The sequence below is a fragment of the Varibaculum sp. genome (assembly GCF_008661855.1).
Classification (GTDB): Bacteria; Actinomycetota; Actinomycetes; order Actinomycetales; family Actinomycetaceae; genus Varibaculum; species Varibaculum timonense_A.
Genome location: NZ_RPZY01000033.1, coordinates 1 through 26928, shown reverse-complemented (window position 1 = coordinate 26928; position 26928 = coordinate 1). Strand labels below are relative to the sequence as shown.

The 26928-nt window shown below is 50.1% G+C and carries 23 protein-coding genes and 1 tRNA gene; 19 read left to right on the top strand and 5 right to left on the bottom strand.

Going from position 1 to position 26928, the window contains the following annotated elements; translation table 11 throughout:
* Positions 1–24: 24 nt before the first annotated feature.
* From QZT94_RS04030 to QZT94_RS04015, 4 genes are all read left to right on the top strand, one after another.
* Positions 25–1842, top strand: a complete 1818-nt coding sequence (locus QZT94_RS04030; protein ID WP_296761600.1) for an ABC transporter ATP-binding protein — start codon at positions 25–27, stop codon at positions 1840–1842.
* Positions 1843–2039: 197 nt separating this feature from the next.
* A complete protein-coding gene (locus QZT94_RS04025) occupies positions 2040–2843 on the top strand; it encodes an amino acid ABC transporter substrate-binding protein (protein WP_296761549.1) in 804 nt (267 codons plus the stop codon).
* 109 nt (positions 2844–2952) lie between these two features.
* Complete coding sequence (locus QZT94_RS04020) at positions 2953–3606, top strand: amino acid ABC transporter permease (protein WP_270625281.1); 654 nt, start codon at positions 2953–2955, stop codon at positions 3604–3606.
* Between the two features lie 5 nt (positions 3607–3611).
* A complete protein-coding gene (locus QZT94_RS04015) occupies positions 3612–4370 on the top strand; it encodes an amino acid ABC transporter ATP-binding protein (protein ID WP_072509906.1) in 759 nt (252 codons plus the stop codon).
* 35 nt (positions 4371–4405) lie between these two features.
* Here QZT94_RS04015 and QZT94_RS04010 read toward each other — a convergent pair whose 3' ends face one another.
* The gene (locus QZT94_RS04010) at positions 4406–5971 is read right to left on the bottom strand and encodes an aminopeptidase P family protein (RefSeq protein ID WP_296761554.1); all 1566 of its coding nucleotides are present in this window, start codon (positions 5969–5971) and stop codon (positions 4406–4408) included.
* Positions 5972–5980: 9 nt separating this feature from the next.
* Between QZT94_RS04010 and QZT94_RS04005 the strand changes: the two genes are divergently transcribed.
* A complete protein-coding gene (locus tag QZT94_RS04005; RefSeq protein ID WP_296761556.1) occupies positions 5981–6859 on the top strand; it encodes a PHP domain-containing protein in 879 nt (292 codons plus the stop codon).
* A gap of 85 nt (positions 6860–6944) precedes the next feature.
* Positions 6945–8525, top strand: a complete 1581-nt coding sequence (locus QZT94_RS04000; RefSeq protein ID WP_296761559.1) for a UDP-N-acetylmuramoyl-L-alanyl-D-glutamate--2,6-diaminopimelate ligase — start codon at positions 6945–6947, stop codon at positions 8523–8525.
* 85 nt (positions 8526–8610) lie between these two features.
* Here the strand turns inward: QZT94_RS04000 and QZT94_RS03995 are convergent.
* Positions 8611–8684: transfer RNA gene (locus QZT94_RS03995), tRNA-Met, on the bottom strand.
* A gap of 126 nt (positions 8685–8810) precedes the next feature.
* Positions 8811–9500 (bottom strand): transcriptional repressor LexA, encoded by a 690-nt coding sequence (gene lexA, locus QZT94_RS03990; RefSeq protein ID WP_072509902.1) that lies wholly within the window; start codon positions 9498–9500, stop codon positions 8811–8813.
* Positions 9501–9657: 157 nt separating this feature from the next.
* Between lexA and QZT94_RS03985 the strand changes: the two genes are divergently transcribed.
* Both QZT94_RS03985 and nrdR read left to right on the top strand, forming a co-directional pair.
* Positions 9658–10389, top strand: coding sequence for a hypothetical protein (locus QZT94_RS03985; protein ID WP_296761562.1), 732 nt, complete (start codon positions 9658–9660; stop codon positions 10387–10389).
* A 176-nt stretch (positions 10390–10565) separates the two neighbouring features.
* Positions 10566–11048, top strand: coding sequence for a transcriptional regulator NrdR (gene nrdR, locus QZT94_RS03980; RefSeq protein WP_072509900.1), 483 nt, complete (start codon positions 10566–10568; stop codon positions 11046–11048).
* On the opposite strand, the gene serA is transcribed toward nrdR, so the two are convergent.
* On the bottom strand, positions 11017–12225 hold the full coding sequence (gene serA, locus QZT94_RS03975; RefSeq protein WP_296761566.1) for a phosphoglycerate dehydrogenase: 1209 nt from the start codon (positions 12223–12225) through the stop codon (positions 11017–11019). The two genes, nrdR and serA, sit on opposite strands and share 32 nt — an antisense overlap.
* 72 nt (positions 12226–12297) lie before the next feature.
* Complete coding sequence (locus QZT94_RS03970; protein WP_296761568.1) at positions 12298–14580, bottom strand: hypothetical protein; 2283 nt, start codon at positions 14578–14580, stop codon at positions 12298–12300.
* 130 nt (positions 14581–14710) lie between these two features.
* Here QZT94_RS03970 and QZT94_RS03965 point away from each other — a divergent pair, with 130 nt between their 5' ends.
* The 11 genes from QZT94_RS03965 to QZT94_RS03915 all read left to right on the top strand — a co-directional run.
* Complete coding sequence (locus QZT94_RS03965) at positions 14711–16024, top strand: PAC2 family protein (protein ID WP_296761571.1); 1314 nt, start codon at positions 14711–14713, stop codon at positions 16022–16024.
* A 30-nt stretch (positions 16025–16054) separates the two neighbouring features.
* Positions 16055–17308: a DNA polymerase IV gene (gene dinB / locus QZT94_RS03960; protein ID WP_072509896.1), complete on the top strand. Its 1254-nt coding sequence runs from the start codon at positions 16055–16057 to the stop codon at positions 17306–17308.
* Between the two features lie 54 nt (positions 17309–17362).
* Positions 17363–17779 carry a DUF3040 domain-containing protein gene (locus tag QZT94_RS03955; RefSeq protein WP_270625296.1) on the top strand — a complete coding sequence of 139 codons (417 nt, stop codon included), beginning with the start codon at positions 17363–17365 and terminating at the stop codon, positions 17777–17779.
* A gap of 274 nt (positions 17780–18053) precedes the next feature.
* Complete coding sequence (gene mraZ, locus QZT94_RS03950) at positions 18054–18485, top strand: division/cell wall cluster transcriptional repressor MraZ (RefSeq protein WP_072509894.1); 432 nt, start codon at positions 18054–18056, stop codon at positions 18483–18485.
* Between the two features lie 121 nt (positions 18486–18606).
* Positions 18607–19602: a 16S rRNA (cytosine(1402)-N(4))-methyltransferase RsmH gene (gene rsmH / locus QZT94_RS03945; RefSeq protein ID WP_296761577.1), complete on the top strand. Its 996-nt coding sequence runs from the start codon at positions 18607–18609 to the stop codon at positions 19600–19602.
* Positions 19595–20017, top strand: a complete 423-nt coding sequence (locus QZT94_RS03940; protein ID WP_079985888.1) for a hypothetical protein — start codon at positions 19595–19597, stop codon at positions 20015–20017. The genes rsmH and QZT94_RS03940 overlap by 8 nt, the downstream gene beginning before the upstream one ends.
* 149 nt (positions 20018–20166) lie before the next feature.
* Positions 20167–21966: a penicillin-binding protein 2 gene (locus QZT94_RS03935; RefSeq protein ID WP_270625300.1), complete on the top strand. Its 1800-nt coding sequence runs from the start codon at positions 20167–20169 to the stop codon at positions 21964–21966.
* Between the two features lie 38 nt (positions 21967–22004).
* Positions 22005–23537, top strand: a complete 1533-nt coding sequence (murF, locus tag QZT94_RS03930; protein ID WP_296761585.1) for a UDP-N-acetylmuramoyl-tripeptide--D-alanyl-D-alanine ligase — start codon at positions 22005–22007, stop codon at positions 23535–23537.
* Entirely contained in the window at positions 23537–24649 is a 1113-nt protein-coding gene (gene mraY, locus QZT94_RS03925; RefSeq protein ID WP_072509891.1) for a phospho-N-acetylmuramoyl-pentapeptide-transferase, read from the top strand. Before murF ends, mraY begins: the two co-directional genes overlap by 1 nt.
* Positions 24646–26085, top strand: a complete 1440-nt coding sequence (murD, locus tag QZT94_RS03920) for a UDP-N-acetylmuramoyl-L-alanine--D-glutamate ligase (RefSeq protein WP_270625303.1) — start codon at positions 24646–24648, stop codon at positions 26083–26085. Before mraY ends, murD begins: the two co-directional genes overlap by 4 nt.
* Positions 26086–26105: 20 nt before the next feature.
* The coding region (locus tag QZT94_RS03915; protein WP_296773189.1) for an FtsW/RodA/SpoVE family cell cycle protein at positions 26106–26928 on the top strand (823 nt) is incomplete at its 3' end.

Below are 26928 nucleotides of genomic sequence, written 5' to 3'. Positions count from 1 at the left end.
ATGACCGAGCCAAAGATTGATACTATGCCTAAAGACGCGGGTGATGAAATGTATAGGAATACTGCCGCTGCGCCCTCACCCCTGTTGGAAGTAAAAGATTTAGAGGTTACTTTCCGTTCCACTACCGGGGTAGTCCCGGCGGTGCGCAAAGCAAATTTGACGCTTTACCGGGGACAAACCGTTGCGATTGTAGGCGAATCAGGGTCAGGGAAATCAACCCTAGCGGCTGCCATTATTGGACTGCTACCGGGGACGGGGAGAGTCTCTGGCGGTTCCATAAAGTTTGATGGGCGGGAGCTAACTACCCTGACTGCCAAGGAAATGCAGCAGGTACGCGGGGCTCAAATTGGAATGGTTCCGCAAGACCCGATGTCAAACCTTAACCCGGTTTGGAAAATAGGCTCTCAAGTTGAAGAAGCTCTAAAGTTTAACGAGGCTACTAAAGATAAAGATATTCATGAACAGGCGATGCAGGCATTAAAAGATGCCGGGCTCCCAGATGCTGAGGCTCGTTCAAAGCAATATCCTCACGAGTTTTCGGGTGGTATGCGTCAGCGAGCCTTAATCGCGATTGGTTTGGCAGCTGCCCCCCAACTGTTGATTGCCGATGAGCCTACCAGTGCGCTGGACGTAACCGTGCAACGGAAAATCCTCGATCACCTGGAAAAGGAAATCAAACAACTCGGTACGGCGCTCCTCTTTATTACCCACGATTTGGGACTGGCGGCAGAACGGGCCTCTCACCTGGTAGTAATGCACCGTGGACGGGTAGTTGAATCTGGACCTGCTCGCGATATTCTAAACGATCCGCGGCATCCTTATACTCGCCGCCTGGTTGATGCTGCGCCCTCGCTAGCTTCAAAGCGAATCGAGATTGACTATTCCCCCGAAGAGGGCGAGGCTCAAGCCGGAACTATTGACTCGCGTACCAGCGCGGATGTTACAGTTGCGGTAGCGGCTAAAAAAGGCTCAGACCAGGTGGTTATGGGAACCAATGTGCGCGGAGAACCCCTAGCTAAACATTTAGGCGACGAAGTTATCCGGGTAGATCATCTAGTTAAAGAGTTCGAGATTCGCGGTCAGAAAGGCAAGAAAAAGAACTTTCGCGCTGTCGATGATGTTTCTTTCAAAGTTAGACGTGGCTCTACCTTAGCCTTGGTGGGAGAATCCGGTTCGGGTAAATCCACTGTTGCCAACATGATTTTGAATCTGCTTGACCCTACTAGCGGTAAAGTCTTTTATGAAGGCATCGACCTTTCAACTTTGAACAAAAAGCAGCTTTTCGCGCTATGTCGCAAAATGCAAGTAGTTTTCCAAAATCCCTATGGCTCTTTAGACCCCATGTTTTCGGTTTACCGTTGCATTGAGGAACCCTTGAGGATTCACAAAATTGGTAACCGCAAATCTTGGGAAGAACGAGTAGCAAAACTACTTGATATGGTAGCGTTGCCGCGCAGCGCTATGCGGCGCTTCCCGAATGAGCTTTCGGGGGGACAACGGCAAAGAGTAGCGATTGCTCGCGCTCTGGCGCTGCGTCCGGAACTGGTGGTACTTGACGAGGCAGTATCGGCTTTGGACGTTCTGGTTCAAGACCAAATCTTGCATTTGCTAAATGAGCTGCAAGGTAGACTGGGGCTGACCTATCTGTTCATTACCCACGACCTGGCAGTAGTTCGTGAAAACGCTGATGATATCGCGGTAATGGAGCATGGCAAGCTGGTCGAATACGGCAGTGCTGACGAGATTTTCGCGAATCCCAAAATGGATTACACCCGCGAACTTATCGAAGCAGTACCCGGCGGGGATTTACTCAAAGCTCGTACCGGTTACCAGGTGGGCTAACTGGGGATATTTTTCCGATTGGTGCGTAAAATAATCTTTTACCCACCCGCCAGGCTTTGGTAAACCTCTAGTCTATTTGGGGACTATTTCCACTCTCGTGTTGCCTACTGAGATAGAAAGGTAGCTACGCAAGCTAGGACTAGCCTATTTGCTAAACTCTACTTGGTTTATTTGTCCCCAGGATAGGAAGATTTCAAATGAAGCTAAAGAAAACGCTGCTTGCCATCACCTCGCTAGCTTTGGTCTGTGGTCTAGCCGCTTGCTCCGGAAACGGTAAAGCGTCCTCGCAAACTAAGGCTAAGGGCGACGAGTTTACCGTTGGTTTTGACGCAAACTTTCCTCCCTATGGCTATAAAGAGGGCGGGGAATACGTGGGCTTCGATTTGGATTTAGCCGCCGAAGTCGCCAAACGTAACGGCTGGAAACTGCAAAAACGTCCTATTGATTGGGACTCCAAAGATATGGAACTTAAATCCGGCACTATCGACTGCATCTGGAATGGGTTCACCATGAACGGGCGCGAGGATAACTATACGTTTTCCAAGCCGTATGTAGATAACTCGATAGTATTCGTTACCAAAACCAATTCGGCTATTAAAACGACAGCCGATTTGAAAGGTAAAACTGTTTTAGTCCAGGCAGATTCTTCCGGTCTAACCGCTTTGCAAGATGAGAAGAATAAAGATTTGGTAGCTAGCTTCAAAGAAATGACCCAAGTTCCCGACTATAACAATGCTTTTATGACCCTCCAGGCAGGGGCAGCAGATGCGGTAGCAGTCGATATTGGGGTGGCGCAGTACCAATTGGAACAGCGCGGAAAGGATAAGTTCCAGATTATGAATCCGCCTTTCCACACCGAGCAATATGCGATTGGTTTTAAGCAAGGTAACCAGGCGCTACGCGATCAGGTACAAACAACCTTGGACGAAATGAAGAAAGATGGCACTTTCTTGAACATTGCGAAAAAGTACCAGCTGGAAAAGTCGGTAATCGCTGATTAATTTTAAGGGGGCTTAGCGTCGCGTTGTTCAGACGCCGCTAAAAGCTGTGATTATTCAATGTCTGCCTTATAGGTTCTTCAAAAGCGCGAACGCTAGCTAGGGGAGTTATATGGATTTGTCGTTTTTACCGGAACTTGCCGGTGGTATGGTACAAACTTTCATCATTTTCGCACTCACCCTGTTACTCTCCCTACCTTTAGGTTTGGCGGTCTATGGCGGCAGAGTCAGCCGGTTTAAGCCTCTGGCTTGGTTTATCCAGTTCTATATCTCGGTGATGCGCGGCACCCCCTTAATGCTGCAGCTATTGGTGGTCTATTTTGGTCCTTTTTTCCTATTTGGGGTGCAAATCGGTTCTACTTATCGCTTTAGTGCGGTGATTATTGCGTTTGCGATTAACTATGCGGCATATTTTGCGGAAATCTATCGGGGAGGTTTTCAAGCAATTCCGCTGGGTCAATCTGAGGCTGCTTTTGTCCTGGGGTATTCTCCGGCGCGCACTTTCTTGACTATCAAATTGCCGCAAATGTTCCGCACGGTCTTACCTTCGATTACTAATGAGGTAATCACCCTGGTAAAAGATACGTCGCTCGCTTTTGCGATTGCCTACGCGGAGATGTTTACAATTGCGAAACAGCAGGCTGCAGCCAGCGCTTCGATGCTTCCCTTTGTGGCGGCCGGTATTTTCTACTGGGTGTTTAACCTGGTGGTAGCGGTAGTGATGGAGCGGATTGAGAAACGTGTGGGTAGTTATCAGATTAGGTGAGTGATATGGAAGCGCTAAGCATTAAAGGAATGGAAAAGAGTTTTGGGACTAATCAGGTTCTAAAAGGCGTGTCCTTGAGCGTAGATACCGGTGAAGTTTTGGCGATTCTAGGTCCTTCAGGTTCTGGAAAATCTACGCTTTTGCGCTGCTGTACTTTCCTAGAACAAATGGACAGCGGAGAGATTCGTTACTTTGGGAAACAAGCCTTAAAGAAAGAGGACGGAGTTAAGGTTTCTAGCGCCGACGAACGGGAGTTTCGCCGCGATTTTGGGCTAGTGTTCCAAGACTTTAATCTGTTTCCTCATTGGACAGTGCTCAGAAATCTTACTGACGCTCCGATAAAGGTACAAAAACGCGACCCGGTTAAGGTCAATGCACAGGCTAAACAGCTACTAGAACGCATGAACCTGGCGGATAAGGCACTAGCTTATCCCGGTGAGTTATCTGGAGGGCAGCAGCAAAGGGTGGCAATCGCCCGGGCGCTGGCTCTAAAACCAAAGATGCTCTATTTTGATGAACCTACTTCGGCCTTAGATCCGGAACTAACTGGGGAAATCCTACAGATTATTCGCTCTTTGGCAGCAGAAGAGATGACGATGGTAATTGTGACCCACGAAATGGAGTTTGCCGCCGAGGTCGCTGATCGCGCCCTCTTTATTGATAACGGAGTGGTACTGGAATCCGGAGACGCTAAACAGTTAATCCATAATCCTTCCCAGGAGCGTACCCGCCAGTTCCTCAATAAACTACGGGGGCAAAACTAACAGCTTAAAAGCTGCTAGTTTTGCCGTTTACCGCTTTAGCCTGCTTGCACTCGCGTCATCCAGGCTTCAACATCTTCGATAGTGCGGGGAATATCTTCCGACAAGCGGCGTACGCTGCCGTCCTTTTCTACCAGCACATCGTCCTCAATCCTGACCCCGATACCTCGTAGTTCCTCAGGTAGAAGCTCATCGTCCTGATGAAAATAGAGTCCCGGTTCAATCGTAAAACACATTCCTGGCTCTAAGGGAGCATCCATATACATATCTCGCGCTGCCTGCGCACAGTCATGGACATCTAAACCTAAATGGTGAGAAACCCCGTGTGGCATCCAACGGCGGTATTCCCCGCCGTCCTCAGATAAGGTTTGTTCCGCCGAAACCGGCAGCAGCCCCCAGGAATCCAAATGTTTAACCAAAGTAGCTACCGCTGCATCATGTACATCTTTAAAACGGCACCCCGGTTTATTAGCTTGCGCTAGACCAGCTTCACAGGCATCAAGTACCGCGTTATAGACCTTGGCCTGTACCGGGGTGAACTTGCCATTTACCGGCAGAGTGCGGGTAATATCCGCAGTATAGAGCGAGTCGGCTTCCACTCCGGCATCAATAAGAATCAAATCGCCCTCGCGAACCTGACCATCGTTATCAATCCAATGCAAGGTATTAGCATGATTTCCTGAAGCAGCAATAGTGTCGTAACCTAGACCGTTGCCTTCTTCGCGCGCCCTAGCCCCAAACGCCCCCTCAATAACGCGTTCCCCGCGTCGGTGACCGGTGGCTCGAGGTAAGACGCGAATCATGTCTTCAAAGCCTCGCTTAGTGATAGCTACGGCCTGTTGAAGTTCCTTTATCTCGGCGTCATCTTTTTGTAACCGTAAGACTGATGCGGCTTCTTCTAATTTCTCGTCAATAGCTTTGGCGTCCTCACCGGTCACTAACCCCGCTTCTTGGCGCACTTTTTCTACCGCCGCTTGCACGCAACTATCAACATTTCTAATTACTCGCAGTTGCACTAGACCAGCATCTTTAGCTAATTGATCGGGCAAAGTATCTAGAGGACGCGCCTGCAGCCCGGTAACTGCCTCCATCTGGGTAAGGGTCATACGCGGTCCTACCCAAAACTCACCATAAGTGGAGTCGGAATAGAATTCTTCGCTGCTACGCGGAGCTTGGGGGCGGAAAAATATGATGCCCCGGTGGGTAAAGGACTGCGTATCCGCGGGGGAATTATCTAAGGGCGTTCCCTCTTTATCGGTTAGGGGTTCCAAAACCAGGGCGGCGTCAGGCTCTAGTTCCCCGCCTAGCCCGGTCAGGTGCGCAAATGCCGAGTGAGCTCGGAAACGGTAATCGCAATCATTAGAACGAACCTTGTAATTTCCGGCAGGAATCACTAGGCGTTCCCCGCGAAAGTGTGCTCCCAGTTTTTGGTAACGCTGAGGTAAATACTCTTTTGCAGGGCTAGGGGTAGGGGGTGGGTCTTTGCGTTCCCCCCAGCCGCTGCCAATGAACTCTCGAAACGCCAGACTGTTAATTCGCCTAGAGCGGTTATTTACCCGGTCTTTTAAGGGCTGAGTTTCCTGTGCCTTCACATTTTTATCCATGCTTCCATCATGCCACGGGTATCCTATTATGGTTCTATGTCCTTTAGGCGTATCGACCTTCATGTTCATTCTTCCTGTTCAGATGGGACAGATTCTCCTGCTCAAGTGATGCGTCTTGCCGCTAAAGCCGGATTGGATGCGATAGCGCTAACCGATCATGACACTTTCAAAGGAATAAAACCAGCCAGTGAACTGGTTACCGAATGCGGGGTTGCTCTGATGCCAGGGGTAGAGATTTCCACTGCCTACCAGGGGATAACTGCGCATCTGCTAGCCTATCTTCCCGACCCGAACAGCAAAGTTTTATCTACTCAATTTGAAAAAACGCTATTTGCCCGCCAGCAGCGAATGCGGGAAATGGTGCAGCGCTTATCCCGCGATTTCGATATTTCTTATGCACAAGTCCTCCAGCAAGCTGGTTCCAGCCCAATTGGTCGTCCTCATCTGGCTGACGCGCTAGTAAAAGGCGGGTATTTTCCGAATCGTAGCGCTGCCTTCGAGCAGGTGCTGGCTACTTCCAGTAAATACTATGTCCACTACCAGGCTTTAGATACTGTTGCTGCGGTGCGCCTGGTTAGGGAAGCGAAAGGGGTTGCGGTGCTGGCTCATCCTAGAGCTGCTAAAAGGCAGCGCCGCTTCCTATCAATAGCGACTATTGGGGAACTGAAAGAAGTTGGATTGTTTGGCCTTGAAGCATTTCATCCGGAACAAAATCCGCAAGAACAGGCGCAAATAAGGGAAATAGGGAGAAAGCTGGGGCTCAAACTTACTGGTTCTTCAGATTTTCACGGTTACGGTAAGACCAATAGCTTAGGTCAATGTTTAACTGACCCCGAGGTATTTAGCGAGATATGCTCCCTCGGCGGGGGAGAAATTGTGCGTCCTTAAACGGGAGCTTTATCTTTATGTCTCTCTTTGGGTAGTAACTTTCGGTTTTATTGCTAGAGGGCGTCCTAAGACTAGAGTAGAAGCTATGACTGTAACCTTTCGAGATTTTCGTCCTCTCCAAATAGCGCCGGTTTCCCTCTCTAAGATTGTGGAGGGTTTTACCTCCCATATCGAGCCAGCCTGGGAGCATATTCAGGTGCGCGGGGTTTCGATGGCTTCTGATGAGATTTTAGCGGGGGAAGCATTTATTGCCTTGAAAGGAGCGAATGTTCATGCCGCGAAGTTTTCTGCTGAGGTCGAACAGCTCGGGGCAGTAGCGATAATTACCGACACTGAGGGCGCCGATTTGGCTCGTTCCCAAGAGGTGAAAATACCGGTGGTAGAGGTAGAAAATCCCCGCGCTGCTGCTTCGGTGATGGCGATTAGAGCTTTCGATAATCCAGCAGGGAAAATGAAAACTGTGGCGGTTACCGGTACTAATGGGAAAACTACCACCTGTTTTGCGGTTAAAGCTGCTTTTGAAGCTGCCGGTTTGCCCACCATGATTCTTTCAACTGCCGAAACCCGGGTGGGTGATTTGCGGATTCAGTCCGCGCGCACCACTTTTGAAGGGCCAATGTTGCAGCGAATCCTAGCCTATGGAGTGGAGCAGGGTATGAAAGCCGCGGTAGTGGAGGTTTCGGCACATGCCTTCGCCCTAGGCAGGATTTCGGGTATGAAATTTGATGCCACTGCTTTTACTAATCTGCAACATGATCATCTGGACTATTTTCATACTATGGAGAATTATCTGGCTGCCAAAGCCCGGTTATGCTCCAAAGAGTTTACTGACTACGCGGTTATTTGCGTTGATGACCAGTGGGGCGAGAAACTAGCTGAAAGTTCTAACACTAACCGACTTACGATATCGGCCTATAATCCTGCTAGTAAAGCAGACTGGGTGGTTACCAGCATTGTTAATAATGTCGCCCATGCGGCTTGCGATTTTACTTTGTCGGAAAAAAATGATGCCCGGGCGGGGCGAAGCGAAGAGATAAGGGTAGCCTTGCCGGGGGAAGTAAATGTTCAAGATGCGGCGATAGCTTATTTGATGGTTACCGGAATTGGGATTAGCTCCCAGGCAGCGAAAGCAGGGCTGGCTAAACTGGCAGTTCCGGGGCGTTTAGAAATCGTAGGGCGACGGGGTGAGGGAACCCCCTTGGTAGTAAATGATTATGCCCATACTGCCGAGGCCCTAGCGTCTATTTTGAAAACTATGCGCGAGTTTACTCCCGGAAAACTGCATTTGGTGTTCGGTACCGATGGGGATAGGGACGCAACTAAACGGGTGCCGCTAGCAAGAATGGCTGCTAAATATGCGGATTGGTTGTGGGTGACCGATGAAAATCCGCGTACCGAAGATGCGCAGTCGATTCGTAATCAGCTACTCGCTGGGATTAAAGAAGAACGTCCCGAAATGGAAGATGTTTGCGAAATTACTACCTGTCGGCGCGACGCTGTTCGTAAAGCGATTTTAGCGGCTGCTAAGGACGACACGGTAATAATCACCGGTAAGGGCGCGGAGCCCTATCAAGAAATTGAAGGGGTTTTCCACGCCTTTAATGACACCCCGGTGGCTCAGGATTGCCTGGTAGCCTATCGTAATCGCGCCCATATTGAGGCTTAATCCGAGTTATTGAGTTTCCCCTGTGGGGGGCGGGGTAGATTTAATAAAAAATCCTGCAGCCGGGAGGTTGCAGGATTTTCTTTAGTAGCGGGGGCTGGATTTGAACCAACGACCTCCGGGTTATGAGCCCGGCGAGCTACCGAACTGCTCCACCCCGCGGCGGCTTGTCTATGTTAAGCAGGAGCGAGGGGTAAACGCAAAAAAATTCGCTGTCGAAGAGGTCACGTTTCCAGAAATGTGATTATCTATTGAGGTGAAAGCGGTAAGGGTCTTACTTAAGTACAACTAGAGGGAGCGTAGTACGGTAACTACTTTTCCTAAGATAGTTGCGTTGTCCCCGTTAATCGGTTCAAAAGCGGGATTGTGGGGCAGTAGCCAGATGTGTCCGTCCCGGCGCGCAAGGGTCTTCACTGTGGCTTCTCCATCAATCATGGCAGCTACGATTTCCCCCCATTCGGCAACATTTTGGCGGCGTACCACCACACAGTCGCCATCACAGATGGCTGCCTCAATCATCGATTCGCCATGTACTTTTAACATAAACAGCTCACCCTCACCGGTGAGACGAGTGGGGAGGGTAAATACGTCCTCGACGTGTTGCTCGGCATCGATTGGGACACCGGCAGCTATTTGACCTACCAGGGGGATAGCGTGATGGTTAAGCGGGACTATGTTGTCATGGTCGTTGGGGGAAGAGGTAGGTGGGTTTGAACTGACAGGCAGTGAAGTGAACTGGGGATTAATTTCAAGAGCTCGACTGCGTCCATCGGCTCGAACTAAGAAACCTTGACTTACCAGACTGTCTAAGTGGTGTTTGACTGTAGAGGAAGATGATAGCCCTACCTCGGCGGCTATTTCCCGAACTGATGGAGGGTATCCATGGACGCGGATTCCAGTGCAAACTGCCTCAAAAATGGCGCGCGGACGCGGACGTAAATCCGCAAGGTCAAGGTGCTGACTTTGTGGTTTTGCCATAGTTTCCTCCTGATTGTTATCCCCATGATAAGAAATTGTGACCCAATATGCAAACATTTGTTCGATAAATAAATGATTTTGGCTTGATTTTACTCACCCTTAGCGCTATTCTATCAAACAGATGTTCGACGAACGTTTGTTCGAGAAAGGGGTAGTTATGTCTGCGCAACTTTCATTTGATTTGGAAGAACTGACCCATCAGCGGGTAGTGGGTTTAGGGGACTACCAGATGGCAAAGCGTCAGATTGCTACCGTAAAACGTCCTCGTCTGCAATTGGTGGATGCCACCTATATTGAACGTGCACGGGCAAAGTCTCGTCATCCTGCGGGGTCGAAACTGCCCTGCCCGAAAGCCGTCGGTAGGGAGAACCGTACGGATGGGGCAGGGGCAGCTTTCGACTCACTTCCAGCTTGGGTGCACCGCGGTGATAGTGCTTCTTCTTTACGTTTAAGTTCTTCGGCGAAACTTCCTTCAGCTGGCAACTTTAAGTCTCCGGTCTTGGTTGATAGCTCGGACAGTGCGCCGCTATCCTCCACCGTGAAGAATCACCAAGACAACTTGAGGGGTGACGTGCCGGGCATTCTATCGGCAGCTGGGCAACTAACGGCGCGCCCTACAAAACTGTCCTCCAGGGAAAGGGGGACTAATAATCCAATAAAACGGATAGCCAAGACGGTTTCAGCTGCGGTTCTTCCTGCTATCAGTCTCAAGTTAGCCAAAATTTCGCTGGCTTTAGTTTTGGTAGCTGGCGCCTTAATGGCGGGTGGCACAATTGGGACTTACTGGGACTTGGATAGTCCTCTAGAAGGTGGTTTTAGTCAGCTATCGGGGGCAGATATACCCCAGGGGGAACACTCCCTGCAAGCTGACTTGCTGTTAGGGCAATAGCCCAGCTGCCTTCAGTTTTATTAGAGTCAGCTTCCGCGTTCTACGTCTAACCCAAGTTTTGTCGTTTTTTGGATATTTCAATTTCTAGAAATGGTTTAGCGGGGTAGCGGTGGTGCAGCCATCTGAAATCTTGCGATAAGCTAGACCTCCAGAGTCTTAAAATATGGGGGAGAAGTTTGCACTGTCCGTTTTGTCATAACGATGATTCGCGAGTGATTGATTCGCGCATGGCTGAAGATGGTAACGCTATCCGTCGCCGCCGAGAATGTACGAAATGCTGCAAGCGTTTTACCACTTTAGAAACTTCCGCCCTCTCGGTCAGTAAACGTTCAGGCACACTCGAACCTTTTTCCCGCCAAAAAGTAATTAGCGGGGTAAAAAAAGCCTGTCAAGGTCGCCCAGTCAGTGACGATAATCTGGCTCATCTCGCGCAACAGGTAGAAGAAGATTTGCGCTCTACCGGAAAATCTCAAATCGACAGTCACTCAATTGGGCGCGCCATTCTGGGGCCGCTTAGAGAGTTAGACGTGGTGGCCTATCTGCGGTTCGCTTCGGTATATTCCAGCTTTGATGATTTAGAGGACTTTCAAGCCGCAATTGATGAAATCCGGGCTCGTCAGCAAGAAGCTAACTCACAGACAAAACTCGAAGCGCAATAGTTTCCGGCATTGAACGAATCTCGGCAACTGCCGAAACTGGCAGCTGGGAGGCGATATCAGTCAGGGCATAGCCCACCTGTCCCTCAGTTCCTAGAATCTGCCCATTAATGTTTACGTCTTGATTAGCAAAAACCTGATTTACCCGTCCTAATACGCCGGGGGTATTGGTGTGTAGGAACGCTAGACGGTACAGAGAATCCTTATGGGCATGAAGATTGAGATTAGGTAGATTAACGCTTATCTCGGTAGTACCTAGTCGCCAATAGTCGGCAATTTTATGTGCCACGAACTGACCGATATCGAATTGGGCTTCCAAAGTCGAGCCTCCGATATGCGGAGTCAATATGGTGTTTGGCAAACCTAAAAGCGGAGAGTGGAACTTGTTACCGTTCTTTTCTGGTTCTTCTGGATAAACATCTACCGCGGCTCCGGCAATCTTTCCGCTGCGGATATTATCTGCCAAGGCATCTACATCAACCACATGTCCACGTGACAAGTTGATGAAAATGACCCCCTCTTTCATTTGGTCAAACTGACGCCGACCGATTAAACCCGCATTGGAGCGACGTCCATCAACATGGATAGAAACAAAATCAGCAGTTTTTAACACCTGATCCATTGAAGCTTGAGCACGAGCATTTCCCATAGCTAGACGCTGGGCGCAGTCGTAAAAGACTACGTTCATACCCATCGCCTCTGCCAGGACAGACAGCTGGGTACCGATATTTCCATAACCGATAATCCCCAGGGTCTTCCCGCGTACCTCGTGCGAGCCGGAGGCGCTCTTGTTCCAAATGCCGCGTTGCAAATCTTGGTTTCTGGTTTCAACCTGACGCGCCAAGTTAATGATATGACCGATAGCTAACTCAACCACCGAACGGGTATTTGAATAGGGGGCATTGAAGACGGCTACTCCATGTCGGGTGGCTGCCTTTAAATCAACCTGGTTAGTTCCAATACAAAAACAACCAAGAGCCTTCAGACGAGGACAGTTTTCAATTACTTTGGAACTGACCTGTGTTTTTGAACGAATCCCCACAATATCCGCGTCTTGGAGGCGCTCAATCAGTGCGTCCTCGTCAAGAGAACCCTTGATACGTTCTACGTCAATGTCGTAATTGGAAAAAACTTCATCCGCCATTTCATGCGGATCTTCAAGTAAAACTGCCTTCGTCATACCCCCATCTTTTCAGCGCAGCAGGCAGTTAGCAAAAATGTCCGATTTTCGGTACTTAAATCAGCAATTAATCTAGTTCCAGCCAGCCGGTAAAGGCTCGGTGTGTAAAGTAACCAGGTGGCGAGTAGGACGGGTCATAGCCACAAACAAGTTACCTACGCTTTGTTTTCCGATATGGGCAGGCTCTAGCAAAATCACGCTGTCAAACTCTAGTCCCTTGGAAGTAACCGCATCTAGCAGGCAAACTCGCTCGCTAATCGGGTCAATGCCGACTCTAAACGGCAGTTGGGAACAGATATCGCGCAAGCCTGCAAAATCATTTTTCCCGCAAATCAAGGCGATTCGTCCTCGTCCTTTACCTAGTTGATTATCCAGATAAACGATTTCTTCCTTGATTACGTTTTCCAAAACAGGACTGTCAATAGCTGCTACTTGTCGAGTAACAAGACAGCCCGGATCGTTACGTACTGCCTGTACCGGATAGGGCGAGGGGCGACCGGCAGCGGCACTAACGCTCTCGGCTAAATCCATAATCTCCTTTGGGGTGCGGTAACACACCGTTAAATAGGCTTCTTCCTCCAAGGCGCTAGCCGCCGGACCTAATAGCTCCTTCCAGCCGGTTTTACCTCCCCAAATACGTTGGGCTAAATCACCTACTACCGTAAAAGAACGCGATGGGCAGCGACGTAGCAAACAACGCCAATCCATAGGGGATAGTTCCTGGGCCTCATCTACTACCACGTGTCCGTAAGTCCAGCTGCGATCGCGGTAGGCGCGCTCCGATAGAGCTATTTGCTCAACGCTTTCGCCAGCTCTACTGGCTAACATAGTTGCCGAAACGATTCCATCTCCCAGGCCTTGAGCTTCAATTGCTGCTTGTGCGCGGGAAAGCTCCTTTTCATGTACCTGCCGCGCTGCTTTTGTGGAACTGGAGGAGTTAGCGCTGGGAACTTCTCCCAGCAATTCTGCTAACTCATCTAATAGAGGTACATCGGCGGGGGTGAAATCCGCCGTTTTGGGGCGGTAGAGGATTTCTTGCTCTGCGAGCGTGAACTCCTTGGCGAAACGAGCAAGAAAAGCCGGGTAGGCATAGAGACGGCGTAGTAGGTTTTGCGCTGAATACGGCATCCAGCAAAGATTTATTGCTCGGCGCGCATTAATGTTGGCGCGTATTTCTTCACGTACGAAGGCACGTTCACTAAGGTCGTCCCGGACAGTTTCGATCTCTTCCAGACCGGCAGCGCTGGCTGCGGAGGCTAACTGTTCGCGTTCTCGGCGGTTTTCAATATCTAAATACTGGTCAGTGAGAGCATCTAGTACCTGGGTAACAAAGATTTCCCGCGCCTGGTTATGGGGTTTAGCGCTTAGGCGTGCATGTTTTATCGCTTCCCGCACGGTTTGTGGCGCTAGCAACAGTTTTGTAGCCCCCACAGATATAGTTTGGGGACAATCGGGTACTCTCTGCAGGGAACGCACTGCCTGTTTTATTAGTTTTACCCAGCGTAAATCGCCTTTTAAAGCGGCGATTTTTGGGTGCTCTGTTGCCTGGGCGCGAACTGCGGGCAGCAAAGTAGAAATGGTGGTGGATACCACCCCGGTTTCTCCGAGGGCGGGCAGTACCTGCTCGATATAGCGCAAGAAAGCCGGGGAAGGACCAACTATTAATACTCCGGATTTTGCCAGACGCTCAGACTGTTCATAGAGCAAGAAAGCGGCGCGATGTAGAGCCACCGCAGTTTTTCCAGTTCCCGGTCCGCCTTGAATCACCAAAATCTGGGAGGTTTTAGCGCGGATTATTCGGTCTTGTTCGCCTTGAATAGTGGCGACAATATCGCCCATCCGTCCGCTGCGTTCTGCTTGCAATGCCGCCAGCAGTGCGCCCTCGCCTTGAAGCTCTATCCCTTCCTTGCGGGCATGGGAGATATTGAATGCCTCGTCCTCTAAGGAAATAACTTTCCGGCGATGTAAACCGATATGTCTGCGGCTTGCCATGCCCAGCGGGTGACGCGCGGTAGCCTGATAGAAAGGGGTAGCGGCCTTTGCCCGCCAATCCATTAAAACTTGTTGGTGGTTGCGGTCTTGTAAACCTACTCGGCCGATATAGAGTTTTTCTCCTTTTAAGGGAGTTATCTGTCCAAATACTAGACGTTCTTCCACTCCCTCTAAGCGGGCAGCTTGATCTCCAAGATGAGCAGACATCACGTCTCGTTCGGAACGGTTCTGGGGCGAACCGGTGGCGCCATGTGCCTCGATAGCGCGTTGTTGCTGGCGGTAACGAGTGCGGTTGTCATCTAAGACTTGGTAAATGCTATCGACTGCTGCCTGTTCGCGTGCCAGTTCTGCGGAATCGTTCAAGAGCGCCTTTCCTCCTGTAGAAAAAGTAGGCAACCATTCTAGCTGCTTTAGCTGAAAAGCCTAGAGATTGGGCGAGGGGTATGCATGGTTTGCGTCAGCCAGGTAGGCTGGAATCAGAAAAGGAGGGTAGATGACCGAGCATAGCCGTTTTGTAATTCCCGGTCCGGCCTATGAGGACACTCAGGCTGAAGTGCTGCTTTACGCATTTTCTGGGGCAATAGATGCTGGCGATATCGGAGGAATGATTATTGAACAGCTCTTGCATGCTCTCCCACATGAAGAAGTCGCTCGTTTCGCTCTGGAAACAGTTTTGGATTATCGAGCCCGTCGCCCTCGAATCACTATCGAAAACTGGACGATGACCGATATGCGTTATCCCAGTTGCACCCTAGAGCGAATCACCGACTATTCCGGACGTAATGTTTTACTGCTGCGAGGTTTGGAACCTGACATCAACTGGGAAGACTTTTCGTTAGCGATTTTTGAGGTCTGTAAGAAGATGGGGGTGAAGCAAGCGGTTGATTTGATGGGAATCGCGGCAAATATCCCGCACACTCGGATTCCTTTTATTAATCAAACTTCCCCGAATTCTGATCTGTTGCCTCCCCAAACCCAAATGCCGGGAACTTTTATTATCACCGCCTCTTTCGGGCAGTACTTGCAGATGCTATTCAAAATGATTTCCGTCAAAGCCCGAGGGCTGATTGTGGGAGTGCCATATTACCTAGCAGATGGGCAATTTCCTCCCGGTGCGGTCAGCGCGATTCAATATCTATCTGAAACTTTGAACCTGGATTTACCTTTGGGGGATTTGGAAGCTGCCAGCGCCCAGATGACCAAAGAAATAAACCAGCAAATAGAGGAAAACCCCGAAGCTAAAGAGCTCATCGAGAAAATGGAAGAACACTACGATGAGGCCTTAACTTCTCCTTGGGGAGAGCTACATCCGAAATCTTTGGCGGAGTCGGTAAATTCACGTTCCGGGGAAGCAATCGCAGAACGTATTGAAAGGTTCTTGGCAGAGGTAAATACGCAAGAAACTCCCGATAATAATGCTGACGGGCTTTTAGGGGGACGTGACGATTTGCTGGCACATCTTTCTAAAAAGGCCGCTTTGAATCAGCTGCTCCCCGACGAACCGAAGTTACCCGCTCGTACAGTATCCCCTGCCCCTAGCCGGGTGGATACTCCGGTAGAAGACGACAAGAGCCGGCTAGAAAGCCCAGATGGTTCGGTATCTGGGAAGCGAAGCCCCCAGGCAGATAAAGACGATTCCCTAGCGGTGCCGATTCCCAAGGGGCGGCATTTCCCACCGCGTCGCTCGCGTCCTCAGCAAACTGAAAACTCGCATTCTGCGGAAAAAATCGATATTCCCGCTCCGCCCCCTCCGCCTCCTAGTGGTGGTGAAAGCGTCACCGAAGATGATGCTCAAGGTGGAAACTGACGCTACCTGGACACTAGGAAGAGCTGAACGGTGAGTAAGTCCCCCTACTGCGCTGCCGCTAAACGCGATTGGGGTAGTGATGATAGCAGAACCGATATTTTGCATGTCGATATGGATGCTTTCTTCGTGGAAGCCGAGATTTTACGCAATCCCTCTTTGCGGGGAAAACCGGTGATTGTGGGGGGAAGTGGTAACCGCGGGGTAGTGTCTTCTGCTTCCTATGAGGCGAGGGCGCGAGGTATCCATGCCGCTATGCCGGTTTCTCAAGCTAAACGGCTTTGTCCGGAAGCGATTGTGGTCTCTTCGGGGCATGCTTACTATGCGGCACTGTCGCGAAAAGTGATGTCCCTGTTAGGGGAGATTACGGCGGTGATAGAGCAAATCTCGATTGATGAGGCATTTCTAGATGTTTCGGGGGCTAGGAGGCGTTTAGGCTCCCCGGTGCAAATAGCGCGGTTATTGCGAGGACGCATCCGCAGTGAGCTGTCGCTTCCCGCATCGGTAGGTATTGGTTGCAATAAGCTAATCGCGAAGATTGCTTCTGCCCATGCTAAACCAGATGGCATTCTGTTAGTACCGGACACTAAAACTTTAGAGTTCTTACATATGCTGCCGGTGGGGGCGATTCCCGGTATTGGCCAGGCTGCCGGTAAAAAACTAGAAAGTAAAGGGATTGAAACAGTTAGGCAACTAGCTGATCTAAGTATTTCCCAAATGAACTCGCTGTTTGGGAAAGCTATGGGGGTGCGTTTATATCAGATGGTCAGGGGGCAAGATTCCCGCCCGGTTGGCGCTGAACCCAAAGAAAAGTCGATTGGCACCGAAACTACTTTTTCGCTCGATGTGCATTCGCGCCAAGAAATAGCCTCAACTTTGCTTAGTCAGGCTCATCAATGTGCTGCCCGGCTGCGAGCAAATAATCTTTTAGCTGCTAACGTCACCATTAAGCTGCGAGCTGCCGATTTTCGTACCTGGACTCGTTCGCGTACCCTTTTGCAACCTACCGACGTTGCTCGCGATATTGCTCAGGCTGCCTTGGGCTTATTTGCGAAAGAAAAAATGCCGCATGGGGGAATTCGTCTAGTAGGGGTAACTACGAAGGATTTATCTGCCCCTTCTTCCGGGGTACAAATGTCTTGGGACAGTGATGGGCGAGGACGGGCGGCAGAAATAGCAATGGATAAAATCCATCAGAAATTTGGTGATATTTCCTTGCTGCCAGCCACCTTAGTGGCTGTAGATAATCTTCGTGAGGTTTCGGGTTATGAAAGTGAATCTCGCTGAACTAGAGTTTTGTTTTATGCTGGTTAGTGTCAGCTAGGAGAGGAGTGAACTACTGTGGGACTGTCTGAGAAAGAAAAACAGATTCTGGCAGATATGGAACGTCAGTTTTCTGATGTCCAGGTAGCACCACCTTCCCAGGAAGAAACCTCTAATAGCGTAAAGACACAAAAAGTTAATCTTTCTCCCAAGCTGATAGCTGCCATGACGCTCCTGGTTGTGGTAGGGATAATTCTGTTGGTGGTAGGGATTTCTCTGTGGTCAATTTCAAAACTGTTAGCTGTGGTGATTGCAGTTTTCGGTTTTGTGGTAGTGCTCATTTCGGTAACCTTGCCGATGAATTCCCGCTTCGCTACTTTTGGGCTTAGCTCTGGCAAATCTGTCAAAAAGGGGCAATCCTCTTCCTCGGTGGCTGCTCCAAGTTTTAGGCAGCGTCAAGAAGATAAGTGGAATCGCCGCAATAACGCTGGCTAGCTAGAGGCTTTTACTTATCTTTCTTTTCCCCGCTGGTTTTGGGGTTTCCTTTTTCTAAGGTTTCAGCTTTCGCATCTTTTTCTGGCTGCTGTTTAGGTATTCACCTTTTGTAGTCAGTAACTCTCTTTTTTCCTCCACTGTGTCTACTTGCAGGTCAAGTCAGATTTAAGCCTGAATTATTTCTAATCTTTTTGGGGAAACGCTCATTTTTTGTGTCTAAGTGGGGAAAAGTGGGGTAAAGTGGAGCTAACTGGCTGAAAAGGAGGTGGCGTAAGTGTTTCTCGGTACCTATGAACCGAAAATGGATGAAAAAGGACGCCTAATTCTTCCAGCTAAATTCCGTGATCAACTAGCAGGCGGTCTCGTTATCACCAGAGGTCAAGACCGCTGTCTCTACGTTTTTCCCGCTCAAGAGTTTGAGGAAATGTATCAAGAGTTACGCCGGGCTCCACTTTCCTCCCGCCAAGGTCGCAACTATGTGCGGGTAATGCTATCTGGAGCCTCAGATGAGATCCCCGACAAACAAGGCAGAATAGTGATTCCGCCCCAACTGCGCACCTATGCCGATTTAGGAAAAGAACTAGCCGTTATAGGCGCAGGTGCGCGCGTAGAAATCTGGAACGCACACACCTGGAACCAGTATCTAGCCGAACAAGAAGAATCCTTTTCTCAAACCGGGGAGGAAGTGATACCCGGAATGTTTTGACCTGGAGTACCTGGTCTCTTCCCGAATGCTCTGACACCTCTTCCCCGGTAGCAGATCGTCGGGGAGAGTCCTGGTTCTCCAAAAATCAGCCCTGTAGTTCCCACTTGTCCCGAAGGAAAATATGCCTAGACACGTAACTTTTACCCACCAGCCAGTGCTGGCTGAGCGCTGCATCGCGCTCTTAGGGAAAGGTGTCGAACAAGCGGGAAAAAACGGTCGCGCCCTAATAATCGATGCCACCCTAGGGCTAGGAGGGCACAGTGAACTAATCCTAAAGACCTATCCCCAAGTACATCTGATAGGAATTGACCGCGACAAACAGGCGCTCGCTAGCTCTATGTCGAGATTGCAAAACTATTCCCAACGGTTCAAGGCAGTGCACGCCACCTATGACGCAATTGGGGCAGTCGCCAGTGCCTACAGCGACGATAAATATCCTTTAGCTGCAATATTGATGGACTTAGGGGTTTCCTCTATGCAACTAGATGATACCGCTCGCGGATTCAGCTACGCCCAGGATAGCGAACTCGATATGCGCATGGATCAAAGCAAAGGCAAGAGTGCCCGGGAGTTGCTTGCCGAGTTGTCGGGGGAGCAAATAAGTAAGATACTGCGCGAATATGGGGAAGAAAGATTCGCTACCCGCATCGCCCGCGCCATAGTAGAAAAACGCCAAGAAACGCCGATAGAAACGTCAAAACAGCTCGTAGAGATAGTGCGAGACTCAATTCCTGCACCTGCTAGGCGCAGCGGAGGCAACCCCGCAAAACGTACATTCCAGGCACTAAGGATAGCGGTTAATCAGGAGTTATCTATCCTCAGTGCCGCGGTGCCCACCGCTTTAGATGCCCTAGCTCCCGGTGGGGTGTTAGTAGTTGAAAGCTATCAATCCCTTGAAGATCGGATAGTAAAACAGGCATTTAGACAGGTAGTGACCTCGCAAATGCCAGAGGGTATTCCCGTGTATAAACCCGCAGCTTTCGCTCTTTTAACCAGTGGAGCTGAAAAAGCTGAAGCCGCCGAAATCGAAAAAAACCCGCGCTCCGCATCGGTGCGGTTGCGGGCAATTCAGAAGTTGAGGATGCAAACCGAAAAGATTGGGGAACAAAATGCCTAATTTTGCAGCTGCCCGTCAGATATCCCCCAAGCGACCTAGGACGGTTCGCGCTTTTAACACCCGCAATTTGCGAGTAGTTGGGGAGGGTCAAACAGCCAAGAAGCGCTCCCCGCTGGTAGCAAAAATAATCGCTGCCGCATTGACTCTCGCTGCCCTAATAATTTCCCCCCTCTTAATAAATACGCAACTAGCGGTTATTTCCTACCAAATCCACGATGATCAGGTGCAGTTGGCGCAGATTAAAGAGGAGAATCAACGGGTGCGTTCCCAGGTAAACTCCCAATCTAGTCCTGAACGGGTGCGAGAAGCCGCCCTGAAGAATGGTTATGTTCCCGCCGGAGAAACCGGCTACGTTACCTTGAAAACAGGGAAAATAGAGGGCGGTACCCCTCCTACCCAAGCTGCTGAGGAATAATATCGCATATGGTCAAGGGGAAAGCGGACTCTCGGAAAGCGAAGATATCATCTTCGCGCCCAAAAATAGCCAGCCCTAGAAAAGACAGCCTTTCTGGGAAAGATGGGTATATCTCTTCGTCCGCAAAAACTGAGACACTTGGCAGTAAGGTGGCTAGAAAACGCGGGCGATTACTGCTGACGATTGTGGTTTTTATCTTGACTATCTGCGCAATCCGATTATTTGATTTGCAGGTGGTACAGGCTTCCTCCCTTGCCGAGGAAGCAACTAAAGCTCGCACCTCTTCAACCGAAATCGCCGCTAAAAGGGGAGATATCGTTGATCGTAAGGGAACCGTCCTAGCCACCTCAATTGAGGTATATAACGTGTCGGTAAACCAGCTGCTAGTTAAGAACTATATTCATCGCGAAGTTTTTTCCCCAGAGGGAGAAATAGTTACCGACAAATCTAAACTTCGCGACCCTCGCAACGAGAAGAAAATAGTTGGCACTGGAGCTGCGGAAGCAGCCAGACAACTTGCCCCCATATTAAAAATGGACCCGGCGGTTCTGGGGGGTAAAATGGTTGGTAAACGGGGATTTGTATATCTTGCGAAAAATGTAAGTGCCGAGGATTGGCGTAAAATCCGTGAACTGGGGATAGACGGCATCGATGGGGAACGCCGTTATCAACGTCAATACCCTAATGGGGCTACCGCTTCTTCGATTCTGGGATTTACCGATTCGGAAGAAGTCGGACAGGCCGGGATAGAAGCTACGCAAAATAAACAGCTTTCTGGCACTCCGGGTAAACGGGTAGCGGAGATTTCTCCCTCCGGGCAGATTATTCCCGGAGGAACCGATACTTTACAGGCAGCCAAACCGGGGAAAACCGTGCGGCTAACCATTGACGCTGACCTCCAAAATATCACCGAAAATATCCTTAATAAGCAGGTGAAAGAGTTTGAAGCTGCCTGGGGGACGGTAGTAGTTCAACGGGTGGGAACCGGACAAATTCTAGCTTTGGCGGATTCGGGAAATGAACCTCCCGAGACAGTTCGCAAACGTACTAATGGGACAACTGGTTCCCGAGTAGTTCAATACACCTATGAGCCGGGTTCTAGTGGAAAACTCGTCACTTTCGCTGCTGCCTTAGAACAAAAGAAAATCACCCCTCTAACTCCGGTAACCTCGCCCTATCAAATCACTATTGGCGGTCAAACCTTTAGAGATTCCCACTCCCACCCCACTTTGTCATTAACTGCCTCCGGGGTATTGGCTGAATCTTCTAACACCGGAACAGTTCAAATTGGACAAAAAGTTAGTGACCAACAGCGCTACCAAATGATGCAGTCCTTAGGTCTAGGGCAGAAAACGGGGATAGAGATGCCTGGCGAATCTGCCGGCATCATCGGCAGCCCCAAAAGTTGGGATGGACGCCAACGATTCACCACCATGTTTGGGCAAGGTATGGCCTGTACGCCGTTACAGATTTCTTCCCTAATCTCCACTATTGGTAATCAAGGGGTGCAGGTTATGCCCAGATTGGTTGAGGGGTATGCAGATTCTCAAGGGATTATTCAAAAGGCTAAAGCTCCGGCAACAACCCAAAAACTAGATCAAAATGTGGCTGCTACTTTAGTGCGAATGATGGAATCGGTTACTACCGATGAAGGTACTGCAAAAAAGGCGCAGATTCCCGGATATCGAAGTGCTGGCAAGACTGGTACCAGTGAGATTATTTCCAGTTCCGGAGCTTCTGCCGGGGTAGTGGCTTCCTTTATTGGTTTGGCTCCGGCGGAGAATCCCGAAATTGCGGTATCGGTAGTTATCTATAAGCCTAAATCTGGTATCTACGGCGGCGTTGTCGCTGGGCCAGTGTTTTCGCAGGTAGCAGCGCAGGCGCTCACTTTGCTAGATGTTCCTCCCTCAACCAGTAAGCCCCAGTTATATCCCGTGAGCGCGCACTAGCTATCCTTAGAAGAGAACCTATAAATAGGAGCGAAGATATGTGGACATTGGGATGGATAGCGCAGGCGTTAAACACTTCCTGCCAAAATCCCGACATCACCATCACCGGAACTGTGGTAACCGATTCTCGCCAGGTAAAGCCAGGGGATTTGTATGTGGCGCGCCGCGGAGAAAGTTCGGATGGACATGATTTTTTAGCGGCAGCTAAAAAGGCGGGGGCGGCGGCTGCGATTGTAGAGCAGGCACAGGCAGCCGAAACGGTTGGTATTGCCTATGTGCAAGTTCCGGAAGCCACCCGGGCTTTAGGTTGGCTAGCCCACCAACATCTAGCTTTTTTGCGGCAACAAAGTGGGGGCAAAAAACCGATTTGTGTGGGTATTACCGGTTCGGCCGGTAAAACTACCACTAAGGATTTATTGTCGGTGCTCCTTACTAAGCTCGGAAAGGTAGTTGCCCCGGAAAAGTCCTATAACAACGAGGTAGGGCTACCATTAACTGTGCTGAAAGCAGAGGAGGACACTGACTTTTTGGTGCTGGAAATGGGGGCTTCCGGTCTGGGGCATTTGGCGCTCCTAACCGAGATTGCCCCCTTGGATATGGCGATTGAGCTCATGGTGGGACATGCCCATCTGGGAGGATTTGGAGGGATAGAAGCGCTGGCTAGAGCCAAGGCGGAACTGCTTTGGGGGCTACGGAATTTTCCTGAAGAACGCTCGTTTTCCCTTAGTCCGGAGGCTGAGTGCGCTAAGCAGAGTTTCGCTGAAGATGGCTACCAAGACTCTTTTTCGCAGCTACCAGCTAAAACTTCCCTAGCTATCTTGAACATAGATGATGAAAGAGTGCGTCAAATGGCTTGCGGACAGGCGGTTCGTTATTTCGGGTCGCTGGAAACTGCTAATGATTTGGGGCTTTTTGCAAAGAGCAACGGGGTTTATGTCTCCCAGATAACTATGGATGGCAAAGGACGAGCCGAGTTTTTAATCACTCGCGGTAAAGAAAGCGTGAAGGTGAAGCTGGGGCTAATCGGGAAACATAATGTCTCTAATGCTTTGGCGGCTGTTACCGCTGCTACCGAGCTGGGGCTGGGTCTGCAAGATGCCGCCTTAGTCCTAGAAAAAGCACGTCCTCTTTCTGAACACCGCCTGGCAGTTAGGGAAATCGAATCCGATATTACGGTTATAGATGATTCTTATAATGCGAATCTTGATTCTATGCGCAGCGGGATAAAAACTCTGCAGACTTTAACGCAGGCAAAAGGACGAGGACGCACAGTAGCGGTTCTCGGGGAAATGTTGGAGCTGGGTGCAGATTCTGCCGAGCATCACCGCTTGGTCGGCGAGGCTTGTTTGGAGGCAAAAATAGCGGTTGTTATCACCGTAGGCGAGCAAGCAAAGCCGATTTACGCAATGGTTTCTGACCACGCCGAAGCCCAACACGTTGAAAATGCTGATAAGGCGCTTAGAGTAGTTAAACAGGTTATTTCTCCCGGCGATACGGTATTGATTAAAGGCTCAAACGGGTCGGGGGTTTGGCGTATTGCTGATGCACTAACAGGAGGTAGCAACGCCTAATGGTTCCTTTGGGGATAGCTCTTTTAACCTCCCTGGTGATATCGCTAGCCGGGACTCCGGTACTTATTCGTCTTTTGCGTAAACACCAATATGGTCAGTTCATTCGTAAGGACGGCCCTACCGCCCATTACACGAAGCGTGGCACTCCCACTATGGGCGGTTTGGTTATTATTTTGGCAACGGTTGGTGGCTGGATCAGTGCTCATATAGCTTCCTGGACTTTTCCATCCCCCTCAGGCTGGCTATTGATGCTGCTGATATTAGGTTTGGGACTAATCGGATTCTTAGATGACTATATTAAGATTTCTAAGCAGCGTTCCCTGGGTCTGACCCCTTGGGCAAAAATACTTGGACAAGTGGCAGTAGGCACCACTTTTGGGGTATTAGCTTTACTGTTTCCGCGACATGAAAAAAACGGAGTTTTAGTTACTCCGGGCTCTACCAAAATTTCAGTGGTACGTGATATTCCCGGACTGGATTTAGCTTTCGCGGGCATTTTCGTAGCCTTTATCCTGTTTGCTTTGTGGGCTAACTTTCTCATTGCTGCCTGGTCAAATGGGGTGAACCTGACTGATGGTCTTGATGGGTTAGCTTCGGGGGCTTGCCTATTTGCTTTCGGAGCCTACACCGGGGTTGCCACCTGGCAGTATTATCAGCGTTGTCCGCTGCAAAATGTGGCTCCCCAAGTGGCTGAGGCTTGCTATGAGGTTCGCGACCCGGCTGACTTGGCGATAATTTCCTTAGCCATAGTGGGAGCCTGTTTTGGTTTCTTGTGGTGGAATACTTCTCCGGCTCAAATCTTCATGGGTGATACTGGCTCTTTGGCGCTGGGAGGCGCTTTCGCGGGACTGTCGATACTGACCCGTACCGAGTTTTTGGCGGTAATTATCGGTGGTTTATTCGTGTTGATTGTGATGTCTGATGTGATTCAGGTGGGGGTATTTAAGCTAACCGGTAAACGGGTGTTCAAAATGGCGCCTTTGCATCACCATTTCGAGTTAAAGGGCTGGAAAGAAATAACTATTGTAGTTAGATTCTGGATTATTGCTGGTCTTTGCGCAATTGCTGGGATTGCCCTGTTCTACGCCGAATGGGTGGTTGCCATCAAGTGACTAATGAAATCTGGGCAGACCGGGTGGTCTGCGTTATCGGTTTAGGAACATCGGGCAGAGCCTGCCTTGAAGTATTGAGCACTTTGGGGGCGAAAGTTTGCGCTATTGATTCTCGGGAAGAAGCCCTAGATAACTGCGCTAGCGATTATCCGCGCTCCCAGTTTTATCAGGAGACTCAGGGGAACTGCGAGCAGCTTCTCGATAAGATTCAGCCCTCACTGATTGTGGTTAGTCCCGGAGTACCTCCGCGCCATCCGGTTTTTTCTTGGGCACAATCTCACCAGGTAGATTTATGGGGCGAGGTCGAGCTGGCTTGGCAAATCCAACAGACAGCTACCTTACGTCAAGATACCCCTTGGCTGACCATCACCGGCACTAACGGCAAAACCACCACGGTGCAGATGACTCGCTCTATTTTGCAAGCTGGCGGTTATGAGGCTCAGGCAGTGGGCAATGTGGGTTCTCCGGTGGTTCTAGCTGCCGCAAATGCGAAAGCCCAGGTGTTGGCGGTTGAACTGTCCAGTTTCCAGCTATATACGGTTAAATCCCTGTCTGCCTTAGCAGCGGTTTGTTTGAACCTTGATGCTGATCATTTAGATTGGCACGGCTCTCGCGAGGCTTATGTACAAGCAAAAGCGCGGGTATATGAGCGTACAAAAGTTGCTGCCCTCTATAATCAACAAGATTGCCAAACATTGCAGATGGTACTGGATGCCGATGTTATTGCTGGGTGTCGCGCTATTGGTTTTACCACCGGTACTCCCGATATCTATCAGCTAGGAATTGTTGAGAATATGCTGGTCGATAGAGCCTATAGCCCCAATCCCCAAAAAGAGGCGATCGCGCTTGCCGGTCTGGGGGATTTCCACTACTACCAGGGGGAACCAGGGATTACCGTCCTTCAAGATGCCTTGGCAGCTGCCGGTCTTACCCGAGCCTTTGGGGTAAAACCCGAGGACGTTCGGGACGGGATACGCGCGTTCAAACCCGAGGCTCATCGGCGGGCTACCGTTGGGAATGCAGCTCAGGTTACCTGGATTGATGATTCCAAAGCCACCAACACTCATGCGGCAGCGGCTTCCTTAGCGGGTTTACCTCCGGCTTCGGTGGTTTGGATTGCGGGGGGAGACGCGAAAGGGCAGTCTTTTGACCAGCTAGTTAAAGACGTGGCTGCCACTTTGCGCGGGGTGGTGCTAATCGGTGAAGACCGCTCAGCTTTACGCACCGCACTATCCAAATATGCCCCGAAAGTTCCGGTGGTTGAGGTTAGTTCTCATGAGGACATGATGTTCTCGGTGGTTAATGAAGCAGTGGCACTTTCGCTTCCGGGGGACAAGGTGATTTTGGCACCTGCCTGTGCATCGTGGGATCAGTTCGCGAACTATTCTCAACGCGGTCAGGCTTTCGCTAAGGCCGTTGCCCGTTTGGAGGGATAGTTGTGGCTAGGCAAAAAGTTGTGGAGAACAATAGGGGTACACGACCGGGCGCCGCTGCGAAAGTAAAAGCCAAGATTCCTAGAATCCAAGTAAAGTTAGCGGATAGTTTTCATTCCGATAATCCCGATGGGAAGCGTAAACTGCTCAGGCTATGGAAATCCGTCACCCAGGCTCCCTTATTTAACTATCAGTTGTTATGGTTCTTAATCATTGCGCTTTCGGTAATTGGATTGCTAATGCAGTTTTCTGCCTCGGTAATCTTGGAGCTGTCGGCAGGAACTACGCCCTATTGGGGGATAGCGCGTCCTTTACTTATTGTGGCAATGGGTTTCGCTTTCATGGTTGCCGTTTCCCGTATGCCAGCTCACTATCTGCAGTTTCTTTCACCTTTTATCCTGTTTTTGGCAGTAGTCGGTCAGTTGGCGGTGTTTACTTCCCTAGGACGCGCCCAGGGCGGTAACCGCAACTGGGTTTATGTGCCCGGTATTAACCAGGTCTTTCAGCCCTCCGAGTTCTTAAAAGTAGCCTTCATTTTGCTGCTAGTTACGGTGTTCGCGAGCGGCAAATGCAAGATTGAATCCCTGTCTTCGCTGTTTATCTGGGTAGGACTACCTTTTGTGATGATTGCGGCTCTGGTTATGGCTGGTCACGATATGGGAACGCTGCTTATCTTCGTTTCTATTTTGCTTTGTGTGCTGATGGTAGTCGGGATTTCGATGCGTTATTTGACTGCCGGAATCGCCTTGTTGGGGATAGCGGCTTTAGCTGCGGTTTTGGTATCTCCATCCCGACGGCGGCGGGTATTGTCTTTTCTTAGTTCTGAACATGCAGACCCGATGGGTT

What these genes read in the sequence shown, in the direction of transcription:
- QZT94_RS04010 (WP_296761554.1), bottom strand. Translation starts at nt 5,971, where the DNA reads ATGGATAAAAATGTGAAGGCACAGGAAACTCAGCCCTTAAAAGACCGG.
- QZT94_RS03985 (WP_296761562.1), top strand. Translation starts at nt 9,658, where the DNA reads ATGTCTGCGCAACTTTCATTTGATTTGGAAGAACTGACCCATCAGCGG.
- lexA (WP_072509902.1), bottom strand. Translation starts at nt 9,500, where the DNA reads ATGGCAAAACCACAAAGTCAGCACCTTGACCTTGCGGATTTACGTCCG.
- QZT94_RS04030 (WP_296761600.1), top strand. Translation starts at nt 25, where the DNA reads ATGCCTAAAGACGCGGGTGATGAAATGTATAGGAATACTGCCGCTGCG.
- rsmH (WP_296761577.1), top strand. Translation starts at nt 18,607, where the DNA reads ATGCCTAGACACGTAACTTTTACCCACCAGCCAGTGCTGGCTGAGCGC.
- QZT94_RS04015 (WP_072509906.1), top strand. Translation starts at nt 3,612, where the DNA reads ATGGAAGCGCTAAGCATTAAAGGAATGGAAAAGAGTTTTGGGACTAAT.
- QZT94_RS04020 (WP_270625281.1), top strand. Translation starts at nt 2,953, where the DNA reads ATGGATTTGTCGTTTTTACCGGAACTTGCCGGTGGTATGGTACAAACT.
- murF (WP_296761585.1), top strand. Translation starts at nt 22,005, where the DNA reads ATGTGGACATTGGGATGGATAGCGCAGGCGTTAAACACTTCCTGCCAA.
- QZT94_RS04005 (WP_296761556.1), top strand. Translation starts at nt 5,981, where the DNA reads ATGCCACGGGTATCCTATTATGGTTCTATGTCCTTTAGGCGTATCGAC.
- QZT94_RS04025 (WP_296761549.1), top strand. Translation starts at nt 2,040, where the DNA reads ATGAAGCTAAAGAAAACGCTGCTTGCCATCACCTCGCTAGCTTTGGTC.
- QZT94_RS03940 (WP_079985888.1), top strand. Translation starts at nt 19,595, where the DNA reads ATGCCTAATTTTGCAGCTGCCCGTCAGATATCCCCCAAGCGACCTAGG.
- QZT94_RS03965 (WP_296761571.1), top strand. Translation starts at nt 14,711, where the DNA reads ATGACCGAGCATAGCCGTTTTGTAATTCCCGGTCCGGCCTATGAGGAC.
- mraY (WP_072509891.1), top strand. Translation starts at nt 23,537, where the DNA reads ATGGTTCCTTTGGGGATAGCTCTTTTAACCTCCCTGGTGATATCGCTA.
- QZT94_RS04000 (WP_296761559.1), top strand. Translation starts at nt 6,945, where the DNA reads ATGACTGTAACCTTTCGAGATTTTCGTCCTCTCCAAATAGCGCCGGTT.
- serA (WP_296761566.1), bottom strand. Translation starts at nt 12,225, where the DNA reads ATGACGAAGGCAGTTTTACTTGAAGATCCGCATGAAATGGCGGATGAA.